26 protein-coding genes and 1 riboswitch are annotated in these 24,496 nt (G+C 38.1%); of the genes, 15 read left to right on the forward strand and 11 right to left on the reverse strand.

Features of this window, described 5'->3' with window-relative positions; genetic code table 11:
* Positions 1-106: 106 nt before the first annotated feature.
* Both MLE14_RS08270 and MLE14_RS08275 read left to right on the forward strand, forming a co-directional pair.
* Positions 107-910, forward strand: a complete 804-nt coding sequence (locus MLE14_RS08270; protein WP_243297889.1) for an Fpg/Nei family DNA glycosylase — start codon at positions 107-109, stop codon at positions 908-910.
* A gap of 18 nt (positions 911-928) precedes the next feature.
* Positions 929-1,765, forward strand: a complete 837-nt coding sequence (locus MLE14_RS08275; RefSeq protein ID WP_243297890.1) for a deoxyribonuclease IV — start codon at positions 929-931, stop codon at positions 1,763-1,765.
* Between the two features lie 130 nt (positions 1,766-1,895).
* Here the strand turns inward: MLE14_RS08275 and MLE14_RS08280 are convergent, their stop codons facing one another.
* Genes MLE14_RS08280 through MLE14_RS08290 form a run of 3 tightly spaced genes read right to left on the reverse strand, consistent with a single transcriptional unit; the run spans position 1,896 to position 3,632 of the window.
* Positions 1,896-2,378 carry a hypothetical protein gene (locus MLE14_RS08280; protein ID WP_243297891.1) on the reverse strand — a complete coding sequence of 161 codons (483 nt, stop codon included), beginning with the start codon at positions 2,376-2,378 and terminating at the stop codon, positions 1,896-1,898.
* A 20-nt stretch (positions 2,379-2,398) separates the two neighbouring features.
* On the reverse strand, positions 2,399-3,082 hold the full coding sequence (locus tag MLE14_RS08285; RefSeq protein WP_243297892.1) for a DUF4367 domain-containing protein: 684 nt from the start codon (positions 3,080-3,082) through the stop codon (positions 2,399-2,401).
* A complete protein-coding gene (locus MLE14_RS08290) occupies positions 3,063-3,632 on the reverse strand; it encodes a sigma-70 family RNA polymerase sigma factor (protein ID WP_243297893.1) in 570 nt (189 codons plus the stop codon). Before MLE14_RS08290 ends, MLE14_RS08285 begins: the two co-directional genes overlap by 20 nt.
* A gap of 242 nt (positions 3,633-3,874) precedes the next feature.
* Between MLE14_RS08290 and MLE14_RS08295 the strand changes: the two genes are divergently transcribed.
* The 4 genes from MLE14_RS08295 (at position 3,875) to speD (ending at position 10,441) form a co-directional block, all read left to right on the forward strand.
* Positions 3,875-5,362: a S8 family peptidase gene (locus MLE14_RS08295; protein ID WP_243297894.1), complete on the forward strand. Its 1,488-nt coding sequence runs from the start codon at positions 3,875-3,877 to the stop codon at positions 5,360-5,362.
* Between the two features lie 229 nt (positions 5,363-5,591).
* Positions 5,592-5,775: riboswitch (cobalamin riboswitch) on the forward strand.
* 220 nt (positions 5,776-5,995) lie between these two features.
* On the forward strand, positions 5,996-8,269 hold the full coding sequence (locus MLE14_RS08300; protein WP_390628491.1) for a ribonucleoside-diphosphate reductase subunit alpha: 2,274 nt from the start codon (positions 5,996-5,998) through the stop codon (positions 8,267-8,269).
* Between the two features lie 24 nt (positions 8,270-8,293).
* A complete protein-coding gene (locus tag MLE14_RS08305) occupies positions 8,294-9,331 on the forward strand; it encodes a ribonucleotide-diphosphate reductase subunit beta (protein WP_243297896.1) in 1,038 nt (345 codons plus the stop codon).
* A 294-nt stretch (positions 9,332-9,625) separates the two neighbouring features.
* Entirely contained in the window at positions 9,626-10,441 is an 816-nt protein-coding gene (speD, locus tag MLE14_RS08310) for an adenosylmethionine decarboxylase (RefSeq protein ID WP_243297897.1), read from the forward strand.
* 94 nt (positions 10,442-10,535) lie between these two features.
* Here the strand turns inward: speD and MLE14_RS08315 are convergent, their stop codons facing one another.
* Positions 10,536-11,267, reverse strand: a complete 732-nt coding sequence (locus MLE14_RS08315; protein ID WP_243297898.1) for an endonuclease/exonuclease/phosphatase family protein — start codon at positions 11,265-11,267, stop codon at positions 10,536-10,538.
* A 179-nt stretch (positions 11,268-11,446) separates the two neighbouring features.
* On the opposite strand from MLE14_RS08315, the gene MLE14_RS08320 reads away from it, so the two are divergent.
* Positions 11,447-12,916, forward strand: coding sequence for an alkaline phosphatase family protein (locus tag MLE14_RS08320; RefSeq protein WP_243297899.1), 1,470 nt, complete (start codon positions 11,447-11,449; stop codon positions 12,914-12,916).
* A gap of 47 nt (positions 12,917-12,963) precedes the next feature.
* Here the strand turns inward: MLE14_RS08320 and MLE14_RS08325 are convergent, their stop codons facing one another.
* Entirely contained in the window at positions 12,964-13,821 is an 858-nt protein-coding gene (locus MLE14_RS08325; protein ID WP_243297900.1) for a metallophosphoesterase, read from the reverse strand.
* 76 nt (positions 13,822-13,897) lie between these two features.
* A complete protein-coding gene (locus MLE14_RS08330; protein ID WP_313897741.1) occupies positions 13,898-14,467 on the reverse strand; it encodes a YkoP family protein in 570 nt (189 codons plus the stop codon).
* Between the two features lie 172 nt (positions 14,468-14,639).
* On the opposite strand from MLE14_RS08330, the gene MLE14_RS08335 reads away from it, so the two are divergent.
* Positions 14,640-15,755 (forward strand): MGDG synthase family glycosyltransferase, encoded by a 1,116-nt coding sequence (locus MLE14_RS08335; protein WP_243297901.1) that lies wholly within the window; start codon positions 14,640-14,642, stop codon positions 15,753-15,755.
* A 51-nt stretch (positions 15,756-15,806) separates the two neighbouring features.
* Here the strand turns inward: MLE14_RS08335 and MLE14_RS08340 are convergent, their stop codons facing one another.
* Positions 15,807-16,346 carry a hypothetical protein gene (locus MLE14_RS08340; RefSeq protein ID WP_243297902.1) on the reverse strand — a complete coding sequence of 180 codons (540 nt, stop codon included), beginning with the start codon at positions 16,344-16,346 and terminating at the stop codon, positions 15,807-15,809.
* A 116-nt stretch (positions 16,347-16,462) separates the two neighbouring features.
* Here MLE14_RS08340 and MLE14_RS08345 point away from each other — a divergent pair, with 116 nt between their 5' ends.
* The 6 genes from MLE14_RS08345 (at position 16,463) to MLE14_RS08370 (ending at position 20,220) form a co-directional block, all read left to right on the forward strand.
* Positions 16,463-17,047 carry a TetR/AcrR family transcriptional regulator gene (locus MLE14_RS08345; RefSeq protein WP_243297903.1) on the forward strand — a complete coding sequence of 195 codons (585 nt, stop codon included), beginning with the start codon at positions 16,463-16,465 and terminating at the stop codon, positions 17,045-17,047.
* Between the two features lie 15 nt (positions 17,048-17,062).
* Positions 17,063-17,587, forward strand: coding sequence for a G/U mismatch-specific DNA glycosylase (mug, locus tag MLE14_RS08350; protein ID WP_243297904.1), 525 nt, complete (start codon positions 17,063-17,065; stop codon positions 17,585-17,587).
* Between the two features lie 400 nt (positions 17,588-17,987).
* Positions 17,988-18,752 (forward strand): exodeoxyribonuclease III, encoded by a 765-nt coding sequence (locus MLE14_RS08355; protein WP_243297905.1) that lies wholly within the window; start codon positions 17,988-17,990, stop codon positions 18,750-18,752.
* Positions 18,753-18,940: 188 nt separating this feature from the next.
* A complete protein-coding gene (locus MLE14_RS08360; RefSeq protein WP_243297906.1) occupies positions 18,941-19,363 on the forward strand; it encodes a DUF6220 domain-containing protein in 423 nt (140 codons plus the stop codon).
* Entirely contained in the window at positions 19,360-19,566 is a 207-nt protein-coding gene (locus tag MLE14_RS08365; protein ID WP_243297907.1) for a DUF5957 family protein, read from the forward strand. Before MLE14_RS08360 ends, MLE14_RS08365 begins: the two co-directional genes overlap by 4 nt.
* A gap of 84 nt (positions 19,567-19,650) precedes the next feature.
* Complete coding sequence (locus MLE14_RS08370) at positions 19,651-20,220, forward strand: TVP38/TMEM64 family protein (protein ID WP_243297908.1); 570 nt, start codon at positions 19,651-19,653, stop codon at positions 20,218-20,220.
* 52 nt (positions 20,221-20,272) lie between these two features.
* Here MLE14_RS08370 and MLE14_RS08375 read toward each other — a convergent pair whose 3' ends face one another.
* The 4 genes from MLE14_RS08375 to queC all read right to left on the reverse strand — a co-directional run bounded on the left by MLE14_RS08375 (position 20,273) and on the right by queC (position 22,929).
* Positions 20,273-20,683, reverse strand: coding sequence for a VOC family protein (locus MLE14_RS08375; protein ID WP_243297909.1), 411 nt, complete (start codon positions 20,681-20,683; stop codon positions 20,273-20,275).
* A 418-nt stretch (positions 20,684-21,101) separates the two neighbouring features.
* Positions 21,102-21,833 carry a 7-carboxy-7-deazaguanine synthase QueE gene (gene queE / locus MLE14_RS08380; protein WP_243297910.1) on the reverse strand — a complete coding sequence of 244 codons (732 nt, stop codon included), beginning with the start codon at positions 21,831-21,833 and terminating at the stop codon, positions 21,102-21,104.
* A complete protein-coding gene (queD, locus tag MLE14_RS08385; RefSeq protein ID WP_243297911.1) occupies positions 21,833-22,270 on the reverse strand; it encodes a 6-carboxytetrahydropterin synthase QueD in 438 nt (145 codons plus the stop codon). Before queD ends, queE begins: the two co-directional genes overlap by 1 nt.
* Entirely contained in the window at positions 22,267-22,929 is a 663-nt protein-coding gene (gene queC, locus MLE14_RS08390) for a 7-cyano-7-deazaguanine synthase QueC (protein ID WP_243297912.1), read from the reverse strand. The genes queD and queC overlap by 4 nt, the downstream gene beginning before the upstream one ends.
* A gap of 388 nt (positions 22,930-23,317) precedes the next feature.
* Between queC and MLE14_RS08395 the strand changes: the two genes are divergently transcribed.
* Positions 23,318-24,490 (forward strand): LL-diaminopimelate aminotransferase, encoded by a 1,173-nt coding sequence (locus tag MLE14_RS08395; RefSeq protein WP_243297913.1) that lies wholly within the window; start codon positions 23,318-23,320, stop codon positions 24,488-24,490.
* The last annotated feature ends 6 nt before the right edge of the window (positions 24,491-24,496 follow it).

Here is a 24,496-nt window from a genome sequence, read left to right on the forward strand (position 1 = left end):
TTTGTTTCATTTTTTTAAAAATTTTTACGAAACTACAGGAATATTTCTATTTTGATTGAGCTGATTGGTCATAATAATACAGACAATTTTAACTGGAGGCTTTATCATGCCAGAATTACCGGAGATGGAAAACTATCGTCAATTGTTAGAGCAAAAGTTAAAAAACCGTGTCATTACACAAGTCGAGATTAACCGGGAGAAGTCGATTAATGTTACACCTGATTATTTTTCTAAATTGGTGATTCAAACGAAAGTAGTAAGGATTGAACGGAGAGCCAAGCATCTTCTTTTTCATTTAAACAATAACCATGTGCTCCTTCTGCACCTTATGCTAGGGGGACGGATGTTTTTCGGCCGCGAAGAGGAACGGCCCGAGCGGACGGTTCAAGTGCGTGTTTCTTTTGGGGAACAACATCTCTATTTTATAGGATTGCGTTTAGGCTACCTTCATTTATTTACAAATAATGATATTGAGAAGGAGCTTTCTCACTTAGGACCAGAGCCACTGGCTGATTCATTTACAATGCCGTTATTTATAAAACTGATCAATAAGAAGAGAGGGCGCTTAAAAGCAAAATTGGTCGATCAATCCTTTTTGTCTGGGATTGGTAATTGTTATTCAGATGAAATTTGCTATCAAGCTAAATTACTTCCAACGCGGGATTTGAATAACCTGAATGAAAATGAAGGTGCAGAGCTTTATTATTCGATTCGGAGTGTTCTTAGTGATGCACTTCGGCAAGGCGGGTATATGGAGCTTCCATTGTTTAAGGGGGATACGAAAACAGGAGGCTATCAAACTAAAGTGTATGATCGGGAAGGAGAAAGGTGCGGAAGATGCGGATCTGTTATCGTTAAAGACAACATTTCTTCCAGAAAAACCTTCTATTGCAGAGGGTGCCAGAAATGAATTGGGGAGAGCAAGCATATGAGGCTTGGATGCCATATTAGTATACGCAATGGCTATTTAGGAGCCGCGAAGCATGCAATTTCATTAAATGCTTCAGCTTATCAATTTTTTCCGAAAAATCCTAGAAGTTTATCGGTAAAAGACTATGATTCATTAGATGCCAAGAGCTGTAAAGATTTTTGCAGAGAGAGAAACCTTATTTCGGTAACCCACACTCCATATCCCACCAGCTTAACTCCAACACCAGATAAGAAAAAAGCGGTTATTGACTCGCTATTGAATGATCTGGAAATTTCAGAGGCATGTGGTGCGATAGGGACTGTTGTTCATTTTGGCAGCCGGATCAACCCAAAAGATCCATTATCGAGCTATCAGCTAATGATTGAAATGTTAGATGAAGTGCTTTCCCAGTGGGAGGGAGAATGTAAAATTCTGTTGGAAAATAACGCAGGTGTTCGGGGTTCAATGGGCACATCTTTAGAAGAGCTAGTCCAGGTAAGAAATCTTTGTGATTACTCAGAGAAAATTGGCTTTTGTCTTGATACGTGTCATGCTTATGCATCGGGTCTTTGGAACGGTGAAAATTGGGCTGAGGTTGCAGAAAAAGGGGGAGAGCTTGGTTATTTTGAACATTTATATGTGATTCATCTAAATAATTGTAAGTATCCATCAGGAGAAGGCAAGGACCGGCATGCTAATATTTTCGGCAAAGGCTTTATCCAAGAAGACCAATTTACTGAACTCATACAGTCCTTCGTTGTAAATGATATTCCCTTTATTTTAGAAACTCCCAATGAAGAAGGGATAACAAAAGCAGAGGAAATTGAGCAGCTGCTTAAAAAATGGGGGAAATAAGGATTGTCATCTGTAATCCCGTCGATTATCAGCAAAGCGTAAAAGACCAAATCGTATCGATTTAAGTGGTATTTAATAGTGTTTTTTCACACTTACTGAGTGTTCTATCTAATTTGGAAAGATATATATTTTAAGAAACTGTCTGTTTCCTGCGGCGAACAATGGAAAACAATACGACTGTCACAAGTAAGAGAGTAATACCAGTTATCCACCAAACACTTGCTGATGCAGCACCTGATGTTTCCTCAACTTCATTATGGGTTGCTGCATTAGGGGATACGTCCTCTGAACTAGTCCCGGTAGTTAAAGTTACAGCTTGCTTCCCTTCAACAACTTTTACAAACTCCGCACCAAATATTTCTGTAAGATACTCTGCATGTTCCTCTGAATAAGGTGAAATTCCGATTTCGACATACGTTTCAGTTGGGGAGGTATGAGTTACGTGAATCCCCATTTCCTCCAATTCATCAAGATAATCGACAAACAGATATTGATCAATTTCAGTCTGTTTTTCCAGGATTTTCTCTGTATTGGCAAATGATGGCTGTATCAAAATAAACGATAGTAGGAACCCCCCCATTAAAATAAATAAAACTTTTGTTCTTTTTACCATTTTCATTTCCTCCCTTTATTTTATTGAAGTCCCTCAGCCACTTTGATAACCTCATCCTTATTGATTAAACCGCTGATCATATAATGAAAATCATTTGCGTAAAAGTGCAGCTCTGAATCATAAGTGGTTGTGTACAAATATCCTGTTTTTTGATGAATCTGTACTTTTTCAAAATTGGTGAAGAACTGTTGGTTTTCTGCTTTTTCAATCATGATTAAATATGATTGATCTGCAGAAACGTAGGTGAAGATTACCTTGTTTTCGCCCTGAGCATTAATTTGTTCAAGTTCAAAGCCATCTGCAGTATAGGTAGGCAGGAGAATTGCATCACCTAAAACTTCTCTCACTTCGTTTGGGGAGCTCAATTCCTGTGATTCCTCTCCATGACCAGCGATCGGGTTTGTAATGTCATTGTTTTCATCAGCGTTTAAAGTTTGTGGCTCTTCTGATTGTGGATTAGGATATGTCACTGCCTGGTTGGTCATCGTAATGTACGATAAAGTCAATAAAGAAAAACAAAGAATCGCTGCTGCAGCCAGATAGAGAAATAGGTTATTCCATTTCCTTTTCTTGGAATGCTGTTCTGCCCTAGTATTTTGGCGGATCGTTTCTTTCATATCGGAGGTGAATTCAATTGTTTGAAACAAAAACTGATCTGCTTCTGACTTAAATTGTTTTCTTAAGTCATGAATCGGATCTTTCATTTGCTAATCCCTCCTTTTCTAACTGCTCTTTTAACATTTGCCGGGCTCTGTGGAGTCTTCCTCGTACGGTTCCCTCGGGTGCTTCAATCGCAGTACTTATTTCAGCTGTAGAAAAATCAAGATAATAGTAAAGGTACATAACCTCTTGATAGTGAGCTGGAAGCTCTAGAACATGTTTTAAAATTTCAGATTGCTTGATTCGCTGTAATACTTCTTCTTCAACATGTCCATACCCATTAACCTGCAGTAGAAAGGGACTAGTTGGCCGCTCAGCTGTTGCAGCTTTTATCCCGATTTTATCCTTGCAAAGATTAATCGCAATTCGAATTAACCAAGTTTTAACACTGCTGGCTCCACGAAATTGATTCCAATTTTTAAAGGCACGAATAAACACCTCTTGGCAAATATCCTCGGATAAGTACGGATCCTTTACATAAAAGAAGGCAGTCTTCAACACAAGGGAGCCGTATTTATCCATCATCTGTTCAAGTGCTTCAGCAGGATTTGATGAGAAGTGCAGGTCCGTTTTTTCTAGGAAAGGCCTTTCCATTTGACCACCTCCGCAATATTAGACTGGTCAAATGGCGGTTTCGCTACATTTTTGAAAAAAATTTCTGCTGAAAGTTGATTGAATGATTTTTTTACCACAATTGTCTTGAGTGAAAATAGTAGAACTTTGTATAAAATTGTTGAACGATTTATGAAGGACTGGAGGATAAACCTAGCTAAGTATAAAGTATGCAGAAAACTATTTCGGATTTTTGCATACTTTACATTTTTAGGAGGAATGGGATGAAAAAATTATTTGCAATCGTACTAAGTATTGCTCTATTATTTTCCTTCTTACCAGGGGTATCAGGAGCAGGATCAAGTACAGAAATGGGGTACTATTCCGTATTATTTAACACAAACAGTATTCCAGCAGATTTTGAAAAGCAAGTGGAGGATTTAGGTGGAGAGGTTGTTTATGCAGTACCTGAAATTGGCTTTGTACAAGTGAAAGCTTTAGCTTCTTCCTTTTCCAGCTTAAAAAGACTGCCGGGTGTAAGTATGGCAAACCCTTCCATTTCTTGGACTCTTCCTGAGGAACAAAGAATCGATGAAACTAGTTTTTCAATAGAACAATCACAAGGACAAAAGAAGCAGTCAGGTAAAAAAGCGGCTGAAAGCGGTGTGAATCCTGCGAATGCTGCATTGTGGAGCATGCAATGGGATATCCAGCGCATCACAAATGGCGGAGCTAGCTATCATTTAGGTACTGGTTCGCATGACGTAGTTGTTGGAATTATTGATACTGGAATTGACCGTGATCACCCTGATTTAGCAGGGAACTTAATGCCTGGTTCTGAGAACTTTGTACCAGCGGGCGGTTTCCGCGGAACTGAGCCATATGAAACGGGTGATCCAGATGCATTTGATGATATTCATGGCCATGGCAGCCATGTTGCTGGATCGATTGCTGGTAATGGAGCGATACTAGGGGTTGCTCCTGACACAGGTATCCGTTCGTACCGTGTATTTGGCTTAAGCTCTGCTGAATCAGCTTGGATTTTCGATGCAATGATAGAAGCTGCGAATGATGGTGTAGACGTAATCTCCATGAGCTTAGGTGGTTTTGATATCATTGGCCAGACTTTTTATGTAGATCCAGTTACGGGTGAAAAAATAAATCTAGGTAATGATGTTGCTGATTTTAAAGCCTACAAGCGTGTTGTCAACTACGTAACGGCAAAAGGCTCTCTTGTAGTTGCAGCTGCTGGTAATGATGGCATCAATGCGACAAATAAAAGTCAAGTTACTGACTTTTTAAATGCAGAATACGGTGGAGATGGCTTATACTTTGAAGGAGCGGGCTTCGAGGTGCCAGGCACGATTCCTGGAGTTGTGACGGTTTCTGCAACTGGTCCAAATGATGTTTTGGCAGCATACTCCAATTACGGACCTGACTTTATTGATATTGCTGCAGTAGGTGGAGATTACAGATTGTATATGCAGTACTTAAACGAAGGCAGATTGGATGAATACTTAGCTAAACGGCTATTTGAGGGTGAATTTAACTTAAGTGCAAGTGAAAGTGGCGGCTGGTATTGGTCAGTTGGTACTTCAATGGCAACGCCAAAGGTTTCAGCAGTAGCAGCATTATTAGTTGATAAATACGGAAAAATGTCACCGTCAAAGCTGCAAGACCTACTTTACAAGACAGCAGTGGATCCTGTAAGCGGTGATGCAAAATCTTATTTTGGACATGGACATTTGAATGCGTTTAATGCATTAAATTAAAGGGAAAAGGCTTAGAGACACTATGGTGTTTTCTAAGCCTTTTCGACATATTGTAACAGGTGTTGGTCTGGGGACTCTAATAGATTTTAAAATTAAGTAACAAAAGTAAGTTCAGAACTTTATTAAATTCTACTAAATTTCATCTTGCAATTATGTACCTTTAAGTTAAAATCAATAGAAGAAGGCACAATATTTTGTGTCTGCTCTTTAACTACAATACAATATACAGTGATATACCAATAAATAAGGTGTCCAGTTTGGACTTAATAGGGAATCTGGTGAAAATCCAGAACTGTACCCGCAACTGTAAGTGCGACGAAATAAGGGAAATGCCACTGTCTATATTTGGATGGGAAGGCCTTAAAGTAGGTAAAAGCACAAGTCAGGAGACCTGCCTTATTTAGAGCGTGTTATCTTCTTCGGGAGTTGGGAGGATAGAACGATGGTAGATTAAAAGATTTGGTTCCTATTTCTTTTTGTCTACAATAATATCGTTACTAAATCCCGTCATTTGATGGGATTTTTATTTTCTATTCCAACTTAAAACGACTGTATATTTCATTTGCGATCGGAAGGCGGGGGCATGCTCTAGAACCTAGACAATTACACGACTAAAGAATGAATAGGAGGAACATGAAAACCATGACTACTTTATTTACAGTGTCAGATGTAACATTGCCAAAAACAAATTCCTTAGAAGAATTGCAAACGAGTTTGAACCAATTTGCTCATAAATTTCCTGAATTAGATTTCACTGAATACCAGGAGAAAATGTTGCAGCTATTGCAGCTGGATTCAAATGGAACTGCCGAACAAATCATAGACTGGATGATTTTGTCCGCAGTTGAACGAATTACTGCAAAAGAGCCGGATTGGACGTATGTGGCAGCTGCCCTCTATACAAAAAACCTTTACCGGAAAGCTGCGCAATCACGAAAGTATGAGGAAGAACGGCAATATGGATCATTCTATCAATTAATTGAAGAGCTGATTGGCATGGGAATCTATGATGAATCCTTGCTGCAGCATTATTCGGTGGATGAAATCAAACAATTAGAAGACATAATTGATCCGGCTAAAGATGATTTATTTACATACATTGGGATCGTTACACTGGCAGAACGGTACCTAGCGAAATCACATGATGGAAAAATATATGAACTTCCACAAGAACGGTTTATGTTGATTGCAATGACGATTATGAAAAACGAGGCGATAGAAAAACGCATTGCACTCATTCAGGAGGCTTATTGGGCACTATCTAACCTTTATATGACTGTAGCAACACCTACTTTAGCCAACGCCGGAAAAAGCTATGGTCAGCTTTCGAGCTGTTTTATTGATACGGTCGATGACAGTTTAAGAGGAATCTATGATTCAAATACGGATATCGCCACCTTGAGCAAAAATGGGGGCGGAATAGGCGTTTATTTAGGAAAAATCCGGAGCCGGGGCAGTGACATTAAAGGCTTTAAAGGAGTAAGTTCAGGTGTCATTCCTTGGATGAAGCAGTTAAACAATACAGCGGTCTCTGTTGATCAGCTTGGCCAAAGACAAGGTGCGATTGCGGTTTATCTGGATGTTTGGCATAAAGATATCTTTGCCTTTCTTGATACACGTCTGAACAATGGTGACGAAAGACAGAGGACCCATGATCTTTTTACAGGAATATGTATTCCGGATCTTTTTATGGAACAAGTCCAAAAAAGAGAAGATTGGTATTTATTTGACCCTCATGAGGTACGCAAGGTAATGGGTTATTCGTTAGAGGACTATTTTGATGAAAACCCAGAGGGAGGCTCATTCCGGGAAAAATATTGGGAGTGCGTAAACCATCCGCTTATCTCCAAGGAAAAGGTACCCGCAATTGAAATCTTTAAGGCCATAATGATTTCACAACTGGAAACCGGCACACCATTTATGTTTTACCGTGACACCGTAAACCGGGCCAATCCTAATAAACACAAAGGAATGATTTATTGCAGCAATCTTTGTACGGAAATTATGCAAAATATGAGCCCTACGGTGGTTACTGAGGAAAAAGTAGAGGATGGCAGCATCATCATAATAAAAAAACCGGGTGATTTTGTAGTTTGTAATCTATCCTCGATATCTTTAGCGAAAAGTGTGATGGATGATGTGCTGGAAAGATTGATTCGCATTCAGGTCAGGATGCTGGACAATGTTATTGATATCAATTCCATCCCTGTGTTACAGGCGCAATTGACAAATCAAAAATACCGTTCCATCGGACTTGGCACATTTGGCTGGCATCATTTATTAGCCTTAAAAGGGATCCGCTGGGAGAGTGAGGAAGCGGTTCAATATGCAGACGAGCTCTATGAAGATATTGCCTATTTAACAATTAAAGCAAGTATGGAGCTGGCAAAAGAAAAAGGCGCTTACCCTTATTTTGAGGGGTCAGACTGGCAAACTGGTGCCTATTTCTCAGAAAGGGACTATGATTCTTCTAAATGGATGGCTTTAAAAGCGAAAATTAAGGAACATGGGATTCGGAACGGATATTTAATGGCGGTCGCACCAAACTCATCGACATCGATTATTGCTGGTTCAACTGCCAGTATTGATCCAATCTTCAGGCAAGAATATTCTGAAGAGAAGAAGGATTATAAAATACCTGTTACAGCACCAGATCTTTCGTCAAAAACGAGATGGTATTATAAATCGGCCTATCATATTGATCAGCACTGGAGTATAAAACAAAATGCAGAACGCCAGCGCCATGTGGATCAATCGATTTCCTTTAACTTTTATGTCTCAAACGAGATCAAAGCTAAAGCACTATTAGACCTCCATATGGATGCTTGGAGCTCTGGTTTAAAAACCACGTATTATGTCCGCTCCACATCAAGTGCTGTCATTGAGGAATGTGAAAGCTGCCAATAACGAAACTAAAAGGAGACGGTAATCGTGACAATCGTACAAAAAAGAAAACTGATGGATGAAACTGCTCCTAATGCTTCAACCGGGATCATTAATGGAAGAAGTTCAAACGTATTAAACTGGGACGACGTCCGTTTTCCATGGGCGTATCCTAAATATAAAACGATGTTAGCTAATTTCTGGACACCATTTGAAATTAACATGGCTAAAGACATTAAGCAATTCCCGACCTTATCGAAACAAGAACAGGACACTTTTTTAAAAGTCATTGGTCTCTTAGCTTTGTTAGATAGTATTCAAACTGATTATGCAGGTAAAGTAGCGGATTACTTAACGGATTCAAGCTTGCACGCGCTCATGATTATCCTCGCCCAGCAAGAGGTGATACATAATCATTCTTACAGCTATGTCCTTTCAAGTATTGTGTCTAAGAATAAGCAAGATGAAGTATTTGACTACTGGAGGAACGAGCCTGTTCTAAAGAAACGAAATGAATTCGTGACAAAAGGCTATGAAGACTTTACCGAACAGCCTAATGTTGAAAACCTTTTAAAATCCATTATTTATGATGTTATTTTAGAAGGGCTGTTCTTTTATTCAGGTTTTGCTTTCTTTTATAACTTGGCGCGAAACCAAAAAATGCTGGCAACCAGCACGATGATTAATTATATCAACCGAGACGAACAAATCCATGTTGGGCTATTTGAAAAAATTTTTAAAGAAGTCTTAAAGGAAAATCCTGAGTATGATACAGAGGAACTAAAGGAATTTGGAACCCTGACATTTAAAGCCGCAGCAGAACTTGAAATTGAATGGGGTCAGACCATTATTGGCAATAAAATCGCTGGCATTCTGATGCACGAATTAGAAGCCTATATTAAATTCATGGCCAATAAACGGGCGAAACAATTGGGATTCGCACCTCCTTTTGAAGGATATCGGACGAATCCCCTCAAATGGATCATTGCCTATCAGGAAGTAGATTTAGGAAAAACCGATTTCTTTGAACAAAAATCACGTCAATATACAAAAGCTTCAGAGGTAAACGGATTTGATGAATTATAAAAAGCAAGAGGAGTGGATTAGGGGCTGAAAACTTAGGTTTTCAGCCTAGTTATTTGCTGGAATGGTTAGAAAAATAGAAAATGCATTCGAATTCTATTTTAGACGATAGGCATAAGCATTTTGTACATTTGTTAATCGGCCTGCATTGATCCCGGATCAGACAAAGAATCCCTTATTTTTTAAAAATCATCCAGGAAGGTTGCAGACATACTTTTTTGTATAAATGTCCTCTATTTTCACATCCTAAAGAAATGAAGGTGCAATTTTACCAAACAAGACAAGGGGAGTTAACTTATGACTTTAACACCCGAACAGAGGATTCAGCTTCATGAATTTAATAACCTGACAAAATCTTTAAGCTTTAATATGTACGATATTTGCTATACAAAAACAAGGGAAGAGCGCGAGGCGTATCTCGAATACATTGACGAGCAGTACAACGCTGAGAGACTCACTCATATATTAAAACATGTGTCCGAAATTATTGGAGCCCATGTATTAAATGTGGCCAAACAAGACTTTGTCCCTCAAGGTGCGAGTGTTACTTTATTAGTATCAGAAGGACCGGTTGTGGAAGTTCCTACAGAGCACTTTGAAGAGTCCCCAGGACCTTTGCCTGAATCAGTTGTTTTACAGCTTGATAAAAGTCACATTACGGTTCATACCTATCCGGAATATCATCCCAATGAAGGAATCAGTACCTTTCGCGCTGATATCGATGTATCCACCTGTGGAGAAATTTCTCCCCTCAAAGCACTCAACTATTTAATCCATTCCTTTGATACAGATATCATGACAATTGATTACCGTGTCAGAGGATTTACAAGGGATATTAACGGAAAAAAATTATTTATAGATCATGATATTAACTCAATCCAGAATTACATACCTGATGAAATCAAAAGCCAATATGATATGATTGACGTTAATATTTATCAGGAACATATCTTTCATACAAAATGCAAACTCAAAGAGTTTGATTTGAATAATTACTTATTTGGCTATACGAAAGACAAACTGGATCAATCTGAACAAAAAGAAATAACAGCAAAATTACAGCTCGAAATGGATGAAATCTTTTACGGGAAAAATATGAGTTTTGAAATATAAATTGAGCGACCCTGTAGTCTATAGCTACGGGGTCGTTTTTCAACTGATTCTATGTTTTTAGCGCAGTGGATAAATCAATTTAAAGTATTTGAAATCAAATCATCTCTAATCTTGCGAGAACGGGTAAATGATCTGATGCATCGGGTACTATATCAATCACTTCCGCTTCGACGACTTTTATCTCATCTGTAATAAACAAGTAATCAAGCCGTTTTCTTGGCCGATAGGATGGATAGGTGTACCCGCCAGCCTTACCGGAAAGGTGCCACACATCTTGCATTTTCTGCGCTACTTTTTTCCAGCTCTTTGAACCCGGAATCATATTCCAGTCTCCGATTACAACAGTTGGGAGAGGAGTATGTTGAACAAAATCAAGGATATACTGAATTTGTTTTTTACGGGAAGATGGGTTAAAGCTTATATGGGTTACGAGTACTTGAAGAAGCTGCTTTTGATCGATTTCTATGGCCGTTTCGAGGATTGATCTGCCTTCTCTAAATTTAGAAGCAGCGTGAATCTGAGTGCTTTTACTTTTTAGAATCGGGAATTTAGATAAAAGGGCATTCCCATACTGACGAGCGATTTCACTATTTTTTGATTTCAAGGTAATCGAGGGGCTGAACACATAATCCATCTGTAATTGTTTGGCTAGAAGGCTAATTTGATCCTCATACATACTTCTTTTTGAAAAATAACGATCGACTTCATTTAAACCAATGACATCGGCATTACTTTTACTTATCACTTCAGCAATTCGATTTAGGTCAAGCTTACGGTCGATGCCTTTTCCATGATGGATGTTATAGCTCATTACATTGACTTCCATACATTTCACCCCATTCAATTGAAGTATGAACGAAATACGTGAAATAAATTACGATTCCCGTAAAAATCACTTGAACCATTGAAGGGATGACGACTCTATTTTTGGCAATAATAAGAGGAAAAGGATTTTGAGGGGAATGGGGAATCTATACTCTCTCATATGGAAAGGACAAGATACTCATGACATCTGGCAGCAATCAAAATAAACCAGTCATCATGCTTCTCATTGATACTTTGATGAATCCGCCCTTACAGGAAGCTTTAAAAAATGGGAAGGCTAAAGCATTTCAATTTTTTGCAGAAAATGGCCAGTACATTCCTGATATGGTGAGTCCGTTTCCAACGATGTCTGTGAATGTAGACAGTACCCTGTTGATGGGAGTTTATAGCGATCAGCATAAGGTTCCGGGATTAGTCTGGTATCACAAAAATGAAAATCGGATCGTAAATTATGGGAGTCATGTACGAGAGCTTTATAGACTTGGGACTAAACGGTCCGTTGTCGATATATTTTATCGTCTGAATAACGAACATTTATCGAAAGAACAAAAGACCCTCCATGAGATTCTAAAGGAACAGGGTAAGCCAACCGCTTCAATCAACACCCTCATATATCGCGGAAGTGAGCCGACACAATTAAAAATTCCATTTCTGCTTTCGCTCATAACGGGATTAAAGAGGAGATATGACGTTATGGCACCAACACATTTATCATATGGGTCTATGTCGAAACAGAACCCTCACAATCGGGCTTTTATTTGGCAGAAATATGGATTTAATAATCAATTTGCCGTCAATGAACTTAAATATTTAATTGAAAAAAAGAAACTTCCTGCTTATTCATTGGTGTACTTTTCTGATTCAGACAAAAGCTTTCACAAAAATGGACCGATGGATGTTACAGCTATAGAAAAAACAGACCAACAGCTTCAAACTTTACTAAATACTTTTCCTTCTTGGGAGAATGCAATTGAAGACTATGTTTGGATCATCATTGGAGATAATGGCCAGGCGTGGGTAGACAAAGAAAAAAACAAAGCCTTAATCGACCTTAGAAGTCTGTTGAGCTCCTATAAAATCCCGAAGCTAAAAGCAACTATTACCTCAGAGGATCAGATTGTGTTAGGTGTGAATGAAAGAATGTCATTTATTTATACACTCCATCCAAACCATATTACATTTAAAGAAATAGCTGAAATTCTCCAGCAGGATTCAAGAATTGATGTGATTGCCTGGAGGGAAAATGACAAAATCCATGTATGTTCTGGCATTCATAAAGGAGAACTCCACTTTAAGCCTGATGGAAATTTAATTGATCCATACGGCCAGGCATGGTCAGTTGAAGGGGAAAATGAGATTTTAAATCTATCTATTGAAGGAAATCAAATCATGTATGGGGACTATCCAGATGCATTGCAGCGGCTATATACAAGCTTTTTCTCACATGAAGGAGACTATCTGGTTGTGAGTGCAAAACCAGGGTATGAATTTATCGGGGAAGGATCTCCTACACATATTGGCGGAGCCAGTCATGGGGGATTGCATAAGCAGGATTCACTGGTCGCCATGATTGTCAGCGGAACAAACACATTGCCTAAATATAACCGTATCAAAGATATTAAGGATTGGGTCTTATCGATGCTGGCGTAAAAGATATGTATCGGAGTTAGGCCCAATCATGGGCAACTCCTGTTTTTTTATACCGCTTCTCCTGCACTTTCATCAGCTTCAATAGGAAGCATAATGTTGTGAATCGTAATTTCTGGACGGCTGCCCAAACGAATATTTAAAGCAGTTTGGCCAAGTCCTTCGCTGATATAAAAAATTTTGCCGTCATGCTGATGCAAGCCTTTGACCATATTCATTCTTACGAGTTTCCCCATTTTCACTAGATGATATGGTTTAGGCCAATGAATCTGACCGCCATGAAAATGGCCAGAAAGCAGGTAATCATAGTGATAATCCTTCATCCCAAGAACAACGTTAGGATCATGGGTTAACACAAGATTATATCCGTTTTCGATATTTTCATAGGATTTTTCGATTTGACTGCGTTTTGTACTATAGTCATCAATCCCGATAATATGAAGCTTGCTTCCATCAATCATGATTGTATCGTTTTCATTTTGCATTGTTTTGCAATTGTTTTCCTCAAGTACCTTCTTAAGCTCTTGGAAATTCTTATTTCTTAACACATAATCGTGATTTCCAAACACCGCGTATGTTCCGTATTGAGGTGCCAATTGATTCAATACTTGCAAGTATGGCTTTAATTTAGGAATCGTTCTTTTTCGGTCTAAAAAGTCACCAGTAATTGCGATTAAATCAATTGGTTCATCTTTTAAAGTTTCATAAAGTTCTTTTGGTGTAATCGATATATTTTCGAGATGAAGGTCAGACAAGTGTAGAATCCGGAACGGGCGAGAGCTAGAAGATTTTTTTGAAGAATCAATTGAAATATAGTTAACGGCTATATTTTTTGTATTTTTATAGCCTTTATAAAAGACAACAGTCAGTAATCCAACCAAAGAAATGGTTAAAATCCAACCAAACATAGTATCCCCTCCCTCACCTCATTATAAAAGGTTTGGAAGGGGATTGTTACCTGTAATATATGGTGTGGTTTCCAATTTAATTGGGGTTACCGTATTTATTGAAAAGTCCGTCTTTTGACATAAACAAATAGCTTGGACATGGTTTCTTATTTCCTTTTAAAAAGGATTGGGAGCTTGAAAGGAAATGAATTGGATAAAGGGTGATGAGTTTATACCATTTATAAAAAGGATTTATAATATCAACCTGTTCAAATCCTAATCGTTTAATCCCTTTATTAATGAAGGTAATGCCGATAATTCCTTTTATTTCACTATTTCTTTGATGTCTTTCGATATAGCGGGTAAGGTATGGCATTGATTCTTTTACCTGCTGGTAGATCAATAATGATTTTTTTACATCATTATTAATACCAGATAATTCCTTAAGTAAGCGTACATTATGCAAATGAATCTTCACTAAAATGTCATTTCGTTGAATTTGTGTCCCATCCGACAGTACAACATTTCTGCCTTTGTACTTGGTTAACCTCACCCGAAAGATTGGAGGTGAACCGGCTGGTGAATCAAGATATCTTAATCTCGTGAGATAATAATAAATCGGATCGATAATACTCCATAACGATATAAAATATAGTCTCAATCTCATAAGTAGTCTCCTTGATCACAATTGTAAACTAAACTTATTTAAAAGTATTTTGTCTCCGATTCGTTAAAATTATCGATGGAAATTAGAGGTGAAAGAATGATTTGTGCTCAAATACACACACTATAGTCGATAAAATAATGGGCTGGTGTGAAGTATGCGACGAGTATTATTTATGCCATTTTTACAGATTTCATCAGGGCATCATCATGTAGCTGATGGAATTATGGAATATTTAAAGGGACTGGAAGAGGAATTCGAATGTGAAAAAGTGGACATTTTATCCTATACCTATGGTGCTGCAGAAAAACTTGTCTCTTCTGCATATTTGAAATGGATTCATACTTTCCCTGATTTTTATAGCTGGTTATATAATCGCTCGGCTATTAAAACAAGGCCAGATCAGAAAAAAGCATACAGATTATTTAAGCTCTTGTTTTTATGGCGCATGACAAAACTAATAGAAGAAAAAAAGCCTGATCTGATTATTTGCACACACGCATTACCTTCTTTCCTTTTGAATGAAATGAAATTAAAAAAGTCACATACTATTCCTGTTATTAATGTGTACACAGACTATTTCATGAATGAAATATGGGGGACAGAAGCGATCGATTATCATTTTGTACCCAGTAAAGAAATAAACGAGGAACTAATTAGGAAAGGGGTGAATCCAGAACAAATTCATGTGACAGGTATACCTGTTCACCCCCATATCATGAAACATACATTGAAGATCAAAAATAGACCTATGTATTCAGTATTAATTTCAGGCGGAAACCTTGGTGCCGGAGCTATTAAAACTTTGATTCAAAATCTTAAGCCGTCTGGTCAAATTCAGTATTCTGTATTATGTGGCAAAAATGAGAAATTATATCAATTTTTGGAACAGTTGCATGACCCGTTGATTAAAGCGTTCCCTTACATTTCTTCTAAAAAGGAAATCAGTTCTTTATATGATGAGGCAGATGCAATCATAACAAAACCAGGGGGTGTGACGATCAGTGAATGTTTACTAAAAAAAATCCCCATTTTTGTGTATCATGCCTTACCAGGTCAAGAAGAAGTTAATTTCCAGTTTCTGATGAAAAAAGGGCTTGCCTATCAATTGAAGGATTGGGAAAAAAAGGGTCAAGTCGAAATTCAAATTTTAGAGGTGCTTCAGTCAGAACAGCAAAAAGAGCAATTACAAAAGCAGCTCCGTCAATATCACGCTGAATTAACCAGCGTTGATTTAACTGAAATATTAAAAAAAGTATTAGCAAAACTTCAAAATGAAAAAAAGGGCTAAAACAAGGAGTACCTTGAGCCCATTCTTTCTTATTTTAGAAGATTAGTAGATTTATGCCCGAGCCTTCCGAGGCGCAACAAAGTAGGTAATCGAGATCAATAAATCAATTCCGAGAACAACCGACCATTTTAAAATAATTCCGCTTAATGCAGCGGTACGGGATGTATCATCAATCAGATAGATAACAAGAACTAATAAACCCGAGCCGATTAAATAAGCCAATAAGTGTTTTAGCCAGCCCTTAAAGTAATGTCTGGCATATGGAAGTCCGTATAATTTTTCGGGCTTTGTTCCCTGTTTTAAAACATAGTATAGAAAACGAGAGTCTGCCCACTGAATCATACTTTTTCCAAACACAAGCGATACCGCGATATAAACAGCTGCGAGTCCATGAACCCAGGTAGCTGTTGCTCCATTCATTAAATCTATACTCGTTGCAATAAGTAAAACGAGATCAATGAGCGGTGTTAAGGCAAGAAGAAAAAGTCCTATTTTTTTTCGCTTCAAAATATATCTTGTTACTAGCCCGAGGCCAATAACAATCCAGAACGAAATTTCACACGCTACAATCAGCCAACCGATATAATTCATATTAGCACCTCTTTTTAATACAACTGTATTACAAAAAACAGTTTATCATTTTCGTTTTATTAATACAACTGTATTATAAAATTGCAATGCCCATTTTTATTGGATAGAATGAAAGTATGCCAAAACTAGTAGATCATGAAAAAAAGAAAAAACATATAGCGGAAGCAACGTGGCGTGTAATTGTAGAGCAAGGAATGGAAAGGGTAACCGTAAGGAATATCGCAAAAGAAGCCGGGATTTCACTCGGTTCGCTGCGTCACTATTTTTCAACACAAGAGGAACTGCTTTCCTATTCCATGAACTTAGTAAAAGATAAAGTGACAGCGCGGATTATGAAAATCGCCACTCAGCAGCTTCCATTAAAAGAAAAAGCATTAAAGATGTTGCTTGAACTCGTGCCTACCGATAAGGAATCAATGGCAGAAGCGGAGGTTTGGTTTACCTTTATTGCCTATACCAGGCACAAAGAGCAATTCGATGCAAATCAGGACGGTGTTTTCTTAGGGATCCAGCAGCTTATGCAATATTTACAGCAATATAATTTGTTAAAAACAGACATTGATTTAGAACTCGAAACGGAAAGATTATATGCGGTAATTGATGGACTTGCCTTACATGCCATGCTCAATCCGAAGCGGGTCAATAGAGACCTGGCTGAAAAGATATTAGTTCATCATTTGGAGCAGATATGTCAAGTGTAGGAGGGAGGCAAGAGTATGAAACCAATTCCAGATCGGATTCAAAAAAATTTGGATATCCTTTTTGTCGGTTTTAATCCCAGTATTCGTTCAGGTGAAACCGGACACCATTATGCCAATCCCAATAACCGTTTTTGGAAGATTTTGTTTGAGGCAGGACTGACGCCAAGGAAATATAGTCCTGAAGAGGATTTAAAGCTGCTAGAATACGGCTATGGATTCACCAATATTGTCGGAAGACCAACAAAAGCTGCTGATGAGATTACGAAAGAAGAATATCAGCAGGGGAGAGAAGAGCTGAGAAAGAAAATAGAAGACTACGCTCCAAATATCGTTTGTTTTGTTGGGAAAGGCGTTTATCAGGAGTATAGCGGTAAGAAATCAGTGCAGTGGGGAAGGCAGGAGCAATCGGTTGTTCCCGGAACAATTGATTTTGTAGCACCTTCGTCAAGTGGTTTAGTTCGGATGAGGTTTGATGATGTAGTGGCGATTTATCGAGAGCTTAATGATATACTTAGGATGTATAAGGAAAAGGATGAGTAGATAGACCGGGTTTAATTTGATTAATGTGGTTGAGTTCGGTTACTACTGACTGAGTTCGCTTAAACTGATTCCGACTACGGTTAAATTGAACTGAGTTCGTTTAATGTGTACATCAGTTCGGTTAAATGTGGCTAAGTTTGGTAAAATAATGTCTGTGTTCGGTTAAACCCGTGGTAAGTTCGGTAATACGGGATTGAGTTCTTTTAAACAGTGCTAAGTTCGATTAAAATATGCTAGCCACCTATGAAATGACCTAAATTTAGAAATTAATAGCTGAGCTCTTATAAAACTGGGCTGGATTATCCGATAAAAGGAGAACTTAATCCGCAACAAATCCTAATTTAACTAGCAAAACATAGATTAATAGATTAATATTCAAATCAACAAGGAGAGGCCAGTTATGAAACTAATTTCATGGAATGTAAATGGATTAAGAGCCTGTGTCGGGAAAGGCTTTCTTGATTATTTTAAAGAAATCGATGCGGATATTTTTTGTATTCAAGAATCGAAATTGCAGGATGGGCAGATTCAATTAGAATTAGACGGATATTATCAATACTGGAATTATGCGAAGCGAAAGGGATATTCCGGAACTGCAGTTTTTACGAAGCATGAACCTTTATCTGTTAGCTATGGTGTTGGGGATGCCGAAGAAGAGAATGAGGGTAGAATTATAACATTGGAATATAAGGATTTTTATTTGGTAAATGTGTACACCCCTAACTCAAAAAGAGATTTAACTAGACTTGCAGACCGATTGGTTTGGGAAGATAAACTGCGTGATTATTTGATAGAATTGGACAAGCTTAAGCCAGTTATCTACTGTGGCGACTTAAATGTAGCTCACCAAGAAATTGACCTTAAAAACGCAAGGTCCAATGTTGGCAACTCTGGTTTTACAGATGAGGAACGTGAAAAAATGACGAAGCTGCTGGAGTCAGGCTTTATTGATTCGTTCAGGCATCTGTATCCGGAGCAATCTGATTCATACACCTGGTGGTCTTACATGAACAAAGTCCGTGATCGGAATATTGGCTGGCGGATTGACTATTTTATTACCTCGAAGCGCTTAGCTCCATATATTAAGGATGCGCAAATTCATAGTCATGTAATGGGAAGTGACCATTGTCCGGTTATGCTTGAAATAGATATAAATAATGGATAAAAGAAGGATAGTCTTTCGATTTAGAAAGACTATCTTTTTTTTAGTGTGTAATTAAGCCCCAAGACTTATTTATAAACACAACCAGAGGCTAATTTAACCAAAGGCTGGAAGCGATAGAATGGAAATAGTTGACGTCAAGATTTTTTAGGGAGTAAAAAGTAGTACAAGCAATATAGGAGGGATGGTATGTGGTAAAGAAAGTGAACAATAAGGAAAGTATTTCTGGTATTATTTTTTCTTGTTTATCCATTTTATTGGTCGTTGGTATTGTGATTCAAATCTTTATAGCGGGGCTTGCGATTTTTGCGAATCCGGAAAATTGGATTAATCATCGAATTTTTGTTCATTTGTTCGAATTGATACCGGTTTTTATGCTGATTTTGTCTTTTATTGGCTCGATGCCACGATGGGCGATTGCACAAAGTGCGGGTGTATTAGGGCTTATATTTCTTATGTATTTTACTGCGAACGCTACTTCTATTTGGCCATGGGCTGCAGCAGCACACCCTATTATTGCGATGGTCTTGTTTTGGAGTTCGATTCAACTCTCAAAAAAATCCTTAACATTTATGAAACGAGAAGAAAACAAAAAGGAGTTGAAAGCAGGATGAAGCTTGGTACTTATGTAATTTTAGCCTTAGCAGGTGGCTACATTACAGGGATTGTTTTGTCTGAATTGATTGATGTTATTGGCTATCTTTGGTTTGATCAGGAGATTAACATCAAGTATTTACCGATTTTCACGACATTTATTACGGTTGTCGTGATGTTAGTCATTAATAATAAAAATGGTGAGAAAAAAGCAGAATCATAGTATAAAAGGAATGGATTGTTTCCATTCTTTTTTTCATGCTTTCTTATTATAATAAACGTAAACGATGGATAAGGAGTAAACAGGTTGGCTGATATCATCTTATCTCTTTTTGAACAGCATCAACAGCTGGCATTTTTCCTTAGTATAGTGATTAATATCGTGATTAGCACGCTTGCGGTAGTTCCGAGTGTTTTCCTTACTGCTGCTAATATTTTATTTTTTGGTTTTTGGGAAGGGACTCTGATATCGTTTGTCGGGGAATCATTTGGTGCCATGTTTTCCTTTTGGCTTTACCGTATGAGCGGGAGAGCATTGGTGAACAGAAAGCTCAACAACTATCCTCGCGTCCAAAATGTTCTTTTTGTGGAAGGAAAAGAAGCTTTTTTACTTATACTGTCATTAAGATTGCTGCCTTTTATCCCTTCCGGACTTATTACACTAACCGCAGCATTAGGTAAAGTCTCATTTTTTATATTTTTTCTGTCCACGGTGATCGGAAAAATCCCTGCCCTGTTAATCGAAGCTTATTCGGTTTATGAAGTGACAAGGTGGACAAATGAAGGTAAAATCATTTTATTTTTAGCTGGTTTATTTATGCTGCTTTCATCCATTTTAAAAATAAGACAGTCACGTTCTGCTAAAAAAGAGCAGTAATTAAAAAAGCCTGTATCGAAATAATCCTGCACGATACAAGCTTTTTTAGTTTTTAAGCTTTCGTATAATTTAAATCCCAAATAATTCCATATGGATCTTTTACCTTCGCATATTTGGCGCCCCAAAACGTATCTTGAAGCTCCATTAAAACGGATCCTTTTTCTTTTAATGCATCGTATGTCGCTTGGATTTCTTGTTCACTTTCAAGCTCAACCACTAATGAAATGTTAGTACCGATTTCAATACTTTGTCCTGGAAAAGCATCTGAGATCATTAGCAAAAACTCACCTTTTTGAAACTTAGCATGGATTAAAAGCTCATCAGCTTCTGGAGGGGTTGGATAGTCAGCCTCACCATAAGTTTGGCTTTCAATTACTTCGCCTTCGAAAACTTCTTTATAAAATTCTAGTGCTTCTTTTGCTTGACCATTAAACATTAAATACGGGGTTGCTGGGTTTTTCATCATTGCCACTCCTATTTGTTAAGATAATTATATCTTAGGAACAAATGTTCCTATTTGTCAAGCTGAAATTTATAAATGGTACTGAAAGAATGATTTCGAATCGGACATAGAATTCATAATTTCCATGACATCCTTGTTTTGATGATGCGCTAAAACATACGAACTGTTATTTGCATAAAAATGGAGCATATCTAAAAGTTTAAGGACGTGGGTTCCTTTATTTATGAATTTAGTTATGAAAATGCCCCGATTATCCCTGAATAACGGAACGTATGTCCGCTCACTCTGACAAAACTTAGATATTTCCACAAATAACGGAACAGTTCTCCGTTCCATCGCTGATGTTATACACATAAACCAAAAAGGCTTGTAACACCTTATATGCTACAAGCCTAATTCTATCCTATATTTGACTTCATTAAACCCCGCGTTTGTTTCCCCAAACAAGTGTGTGTAATTGCGGCAATACGCGTGCCTGATTCATTTCATCAGAACCCGTGACTTTTTCAATTAACCATTCGTACCTATTTAACAAATGCTGAAGCAGTCCAGTTGATTCCTGAGTCTTGTATTGATCATTTCCGACCTGAAGATAGAAGGGAACATCAGGATAGCGACCATAGATGTCCTTTGCATAATTAAAATCCTGATTGTCAAATACAACAATTTTCAAACTAAAATGTCCTTGGCGCCTTGCTTCTAAAAGTCTCTCAATGATGGAGTCTAATATTTCAAAATCTGTGTTCATTCCCGAACTAGGGGGCTTTGGCGAAATCGTAAGGTCATCAATCTTATAAAACCAATCCTGCCATCTGCTTCCTTGTGTTTCTAAACCAACCTTAATGTCATGTTTATGCAATAAATCAATAAGTTCATCCAAAGCAGATAAAAGTGCCGGATTGCCGCCAGAAATCGTGACATGGCTAAAGCGACCCCCGCCAAGCTTCTGCAGCTCTGTAAAGATATCTTCCGCTGTCAACATTCGAATTTCGTCTTTGGCAGAACCATCCCAAGTAAATGCGGAGTCACACCAGCTGCATGAATAGTCACAACCGGCTGTCCGGACAAACATGGTTTGAAGGCCGATCACCGAGCCTTCCCCTTGAATTGTTGGCCCGAATATTTCAAGGACTGGAAATTTCTTCGCCATTACCGATCACCAGCCTTTGGCCGATAGATTACATAGCTAGTTGGCGTCTCACGGAGAAAGACTTGTATACATTTTGGTTTATTAGGTAATGTATCGAGATGTGCCTGAACCAGTTCATAAATTTTTCTCGCCATCACCTCGGATGTAGGGAAATCATCTGCATGCTGATTATTAAATAGCTCTGTATCATTATTTAATAGAGAGTGGTCAAACCGATCATGAATCCATTTTTTTAATTGCTTAAAATTCACTAAAAAGCCTGTTTCATCAAGCTGATCTCCAGCCAATGTAATATTGATAAAATACGTATGTCCGTGGATTCTTTTGCAAACACCCGCGTCATCGTGGGGAATAAAATGAGCGGCAGCAATTTGCATGTCTTTATTTAATTCATAAGTGTAATGATGGGCTACTGAAGGGTAGATTTGTTGAATCATGCCTTAATCCCTTCTTTCATAGAAAGATACTCATCTAATCCTTTTTTGCGTAGAAGGCAGGCGGGACAGGTACCGCAGCCATCTGCAATGATCCCGTTGTAACAGGTCAAAGTTTTATTCCGTATATAATCCAAAACACCTAGTTGATCCGCTAATTTCCAAGTTTCTGCTTTATTTAACCACATTAATGGAGTATGGATAACAAACTGATAGTCCATCGCTAAATTAAGCGTGACATTCAATGATTTAATAAAAACATCACGACAATCAGGATACCCGCTAAAATCTGTTTCACATACACCCGTAATAATGTGGCGCGCCCCTGACTGTTTCGCTAAAATCGCCGCAAAAGATAAAAAGAGAAGGTTTCTTCCGTCAACAAATGTTGTCGGAAGTTCTCCATCTTTTTGTTCAATTTGAATATTATCCCGAGTTAAGGCATTGGGAGCCAATTGATTCAGTAATGACATATCCAAAATCGTATGTTTGATCATAAGTTCACGGGCGATACTTTCAGCTACTTCAATTTCAAGCCTGTGCCGCTGATTGTAATTAAAAGTAACAGCTTCAACTTCCTTAAAATGTTTAATCGCCCAATAAAGACAAGTTGTACTGTCCTGACCGCCGCTAAACACAACAACTGCTTTTTCATTTTCCATTTTTTTCATCACCTTTCATCTGTTTGAAGAAAGAGATGAGGCTAGAACCCTATGAGACAAACAAAAAAGGAGTCTAAACCCCGCCTCCAGAACTAATTGGCGAGAGTCAGACTCCTTAAAAGTCAGCCTCAGTCATTAGTTTTTTATAGAGGGTTAAGCTAGAACCTCTCCCGCACAGCGTGCAGAATTTCTTCTTCATTTTTCAGAGATTACTATATCACATTATCATTTGATCCTCCACATTATTATTTACTAAAGTCTTATTGTAGAAAATAACTGAATTTTCCGCCTATAAGTGCATGATATTTGTTTAAAATTCACATAGTTTTAATTTTCCGAAAATTATAAAGTGATAGTAAGGAATGATTTTGGGGAAGGATGAGGGTTATTGCCATTTCAAGCGAAAAAAATGGGGAAGATTCCGCCCTATATGTTTGCCGAGTTCGCCAGGAAAAAAGCAGAAATGACGAAAGCTGGGATTGATGTCATTGATTTAGGAATTGGGGATCCGGACTTACCAACTCCTGACCATATTGTCGATAAGCTGGTTGAAGAAGTGCGCAAACCGGAAAATTCAAAGTATCCAAGTTTTGTAGGACACATCGAATTTCGCAAGGCTGTAGCAAACTTTTATAAGCGGCAATTTAATGTGGAGTTAGATCCGGAAACGGAGGTATTGGCCTTAATTGGTTCCAAAGAAGGATTAGCACACATTGTACCAACACTGATTGATCCGGGAGACACCGTATTGATTCCAGACCCCGGATATCCTCCATATCGAATGGCGACTTATTTAGCTGAAGGTACTGTCTATTATATGCCTTTGAAAGAGGAGAATCATTTCAAGCCTGTCTTTGCTGATATTCCAGAAGAGGTATTAACAGCCTCAAAGCTCATGTTTTTAAATTATCCTGGCAATCCGACAGCTGCAACTGTTGATTTAACGTTTTTTAAAGAGGCGGTGAGCTTTGCTAAGTCCCACCAGATTGTCATTGCGCATGATTCTGCCTATAACATGGTCACGTTTCAAGGGTACCAGGCTCCAAGTATTTTACAAGTGGAAGGGGCCAAGGAGATTGCAGTTGAGTTCGGTTCCCTATCGAAAACTTATAGCATGACAGGCTACCGAATTGGCTATGCAGTCGGAAATAAAGAAGTCATTCAATCTCTGTCTGTTTATAAAAACAACACAGATACCGGACAATTCACCCCCATTCAATTAGCAGCAGCCTACGCTTTAAATGGTGATCAAAGCTGCGTCCAAAAACATAATGACATCTACTGGGAACGGATGAAGGCGATGATCGATGGGTTAAAGGCGATTGGTATTTTTGCAGAGCAGCCGAAAGGATCATTTTTTATCTGGGCTAAGACACCAAAAGGCTACTCATCTAATGAATTTGCTCAAAAAGTGTTAGATCAGAGCGGGGTCATTATTACTCCGGGAAATGCTTTTGGGCCATCAGGAGAGGGGTATTTTCGAATTTCCCTTTCCCTGCCAAATGAACGGTTATATGAAGCCATTGAAAGAATGAAAAATAATATTTCTTTATCTAAATAAAGGGAG

It is taken from the genome of Bacillus litorisediminis (genome assembly GCF_022808645.1).
Taxonomy (GTDB): Bacteria; Bacillota; Bacilli; order Bacillales; family JC228; genus Bacillus_BF; species Bacillus_BF litorisediminis.

What these genes read in the sequence shown, in the direction of transcription:
- mug (WP_243297904.1), top strand. Translation starts at nt 17,063, where the DNA reads ATGAAACCAATTCCAGATCGGATTCAAAAAAATTTGGATATCCTTTTT.
- MLE14_RS08335 (WP_243297901.1), top strand. Translation starts at nt 14,640, where the DNA reads ATGCCATTTTTACAGATTTCATCAGGGCATCATCATGTAGCTGATGGA.
- queD (WP_243297911.1), bottom strand. Translation starts at nt 22,270, where the DNA reads ATGATTCAACAAATCTACCCTTCAGTAGCCCATCATTACACTTATGAA.
- MLE14_RS08295 (WP_243297894.1), top strand. Translation starts at nt 3,875, where the DNA reads ATGAAAAAATTATTTGCAATCGTACTAAGTATTGCTCTATTATTTTCC.
- MLE14_RS08365 (WP_243297907.1), top strand. Translation starts at nt 19,360, where the DNA reads ATGAAGCTTGGTACTTATGTAATTTTAGCCTTAGCAGGTGGCTACATT.
- MLE14_RS08280 (WP_243297891.1), bottom strand. Translation starts at nt 2,378, where the DNA reads ATGGTAAAAAGAACAAAAGTTTTATTTATTTTAATGGGGGGGTTCCTA.
- MLE14_RS08300 (WP_390628491.1), top strand. Translation starts at nt 5,996, where the DNA reads ATGAAAACCATGACTACTTTATTTACAGTGTCAGATGTAACATTGCCA.
- queE (WP_243297910.1), bottom strand. Translation starts at nt 21,833, where the DNA reads ATGGCGAAGAAATTTCCAGTCCTTGAAATATTCGGGCCAACAATTCAA.
- MLE14_RS08345 (WP_243297903.1), top strand. Translation starts at nt 16,463, where the DNA reads ATGCCAAAACTAGTAGATCATGAAAAAAAGAAAAAACATATAGCGGAA.
- MLE14_RS08315 (WP_243297898.1), bottom strand. Translation starts at nt 11,267, where the DNA reads ATGGAAGTCAATGTAATGAGCTATAACATCCATCATGGAAAAGGCATC.
- MLE14_RS08290 (WP_243297893.1), bottom strand. Translation starts at nt 3,632, where the DNA reads ATGGAAAGGCCTTTCCTAGAAAAAACGGACCTGCACTTCTCATCAAAT.
- MLE14_RS08275 (WP_243297890.1), top strand. Translation starts at nt 929, where the DNA reads ATGAGGCTTGGATGCCATATTAGTATACGCAATGGCTATTTAGGAGCC.
- MLE14_RS08355 (WP_243297905.1), top strand. Translation starts at nt 17,988, where the DNA reads ATGAAACTAATTTCATGGAATGTAAATGGATTAAGAGCCTGTGTCGGG.
- MLE14_RS08285 (WP_243297892.1), bottom strand. Translation starts at nt 3,082, where the DNA reads ATGAAAGATCCGATTCATGACTTAAGAAAACAATTTAAGTCAGAAGCA.
- speD (WP_243297897.1), top strand. Translation starts at nt 9,626, where the DNA reads ATGACTTTAACACCCGAACAGAGGATTCAGCTTCATGAATTTAATAAC.
- MLE14_RS08330 (WP_313897741.1), bottom strand. Translation starts at nt 14,467, where the DNA reads ATGAGATTGAGACTATATTTTATATCGTTATGGAGTATTATCGATCCG.
- MLE14_RS08320 (WP_243297899.1), top strand. Translation starts at nt 11,447, where the DNA reads ATGACATCTGGCAGCAATCAAAATAAACCAGTCATCATGCTTCTCATT.
- MLE14_RS08340 (WP_243297902.1), bottom strand. Translation starts at nt 16,346, where the DNA reads ATGAATTATATCGGTTGGCTGATTGTAGCGTGTGAAATTTCGTTCTGG.
- MLE14_RS08325 (WP_243297900.1), bottom strand. Translation starts at nt 13,821, where the DNA reads ATGTTTGGTTGGATTTTAACCATTTCTTTGGTTGGATTACTGACTGTT.
- queC (WP_243297912.1), bottom strand. Translation starts at nt 22,929, where the DNA reads ATGGAAAATGAAAAAGCAGTTGTTGTGTTTAGCGGCGGTCAGGACAGT.
- MLE14_RS08375 (WP_243297909.1), bottom strand. Translation starts at nt 20,683, where the DNA reads ATGAAAAACCCAGCAACCCCGTATTTAATGTTTAATGGTCAAGCAAAA.
- MLE14_RS08270 (WP_243297889.1), top strand. Translation starts at nt 107, where the DNA reads ATGCCAGAATTACCGGAGATGGAAAACTATCGTCAATTGTTAGAGCAA.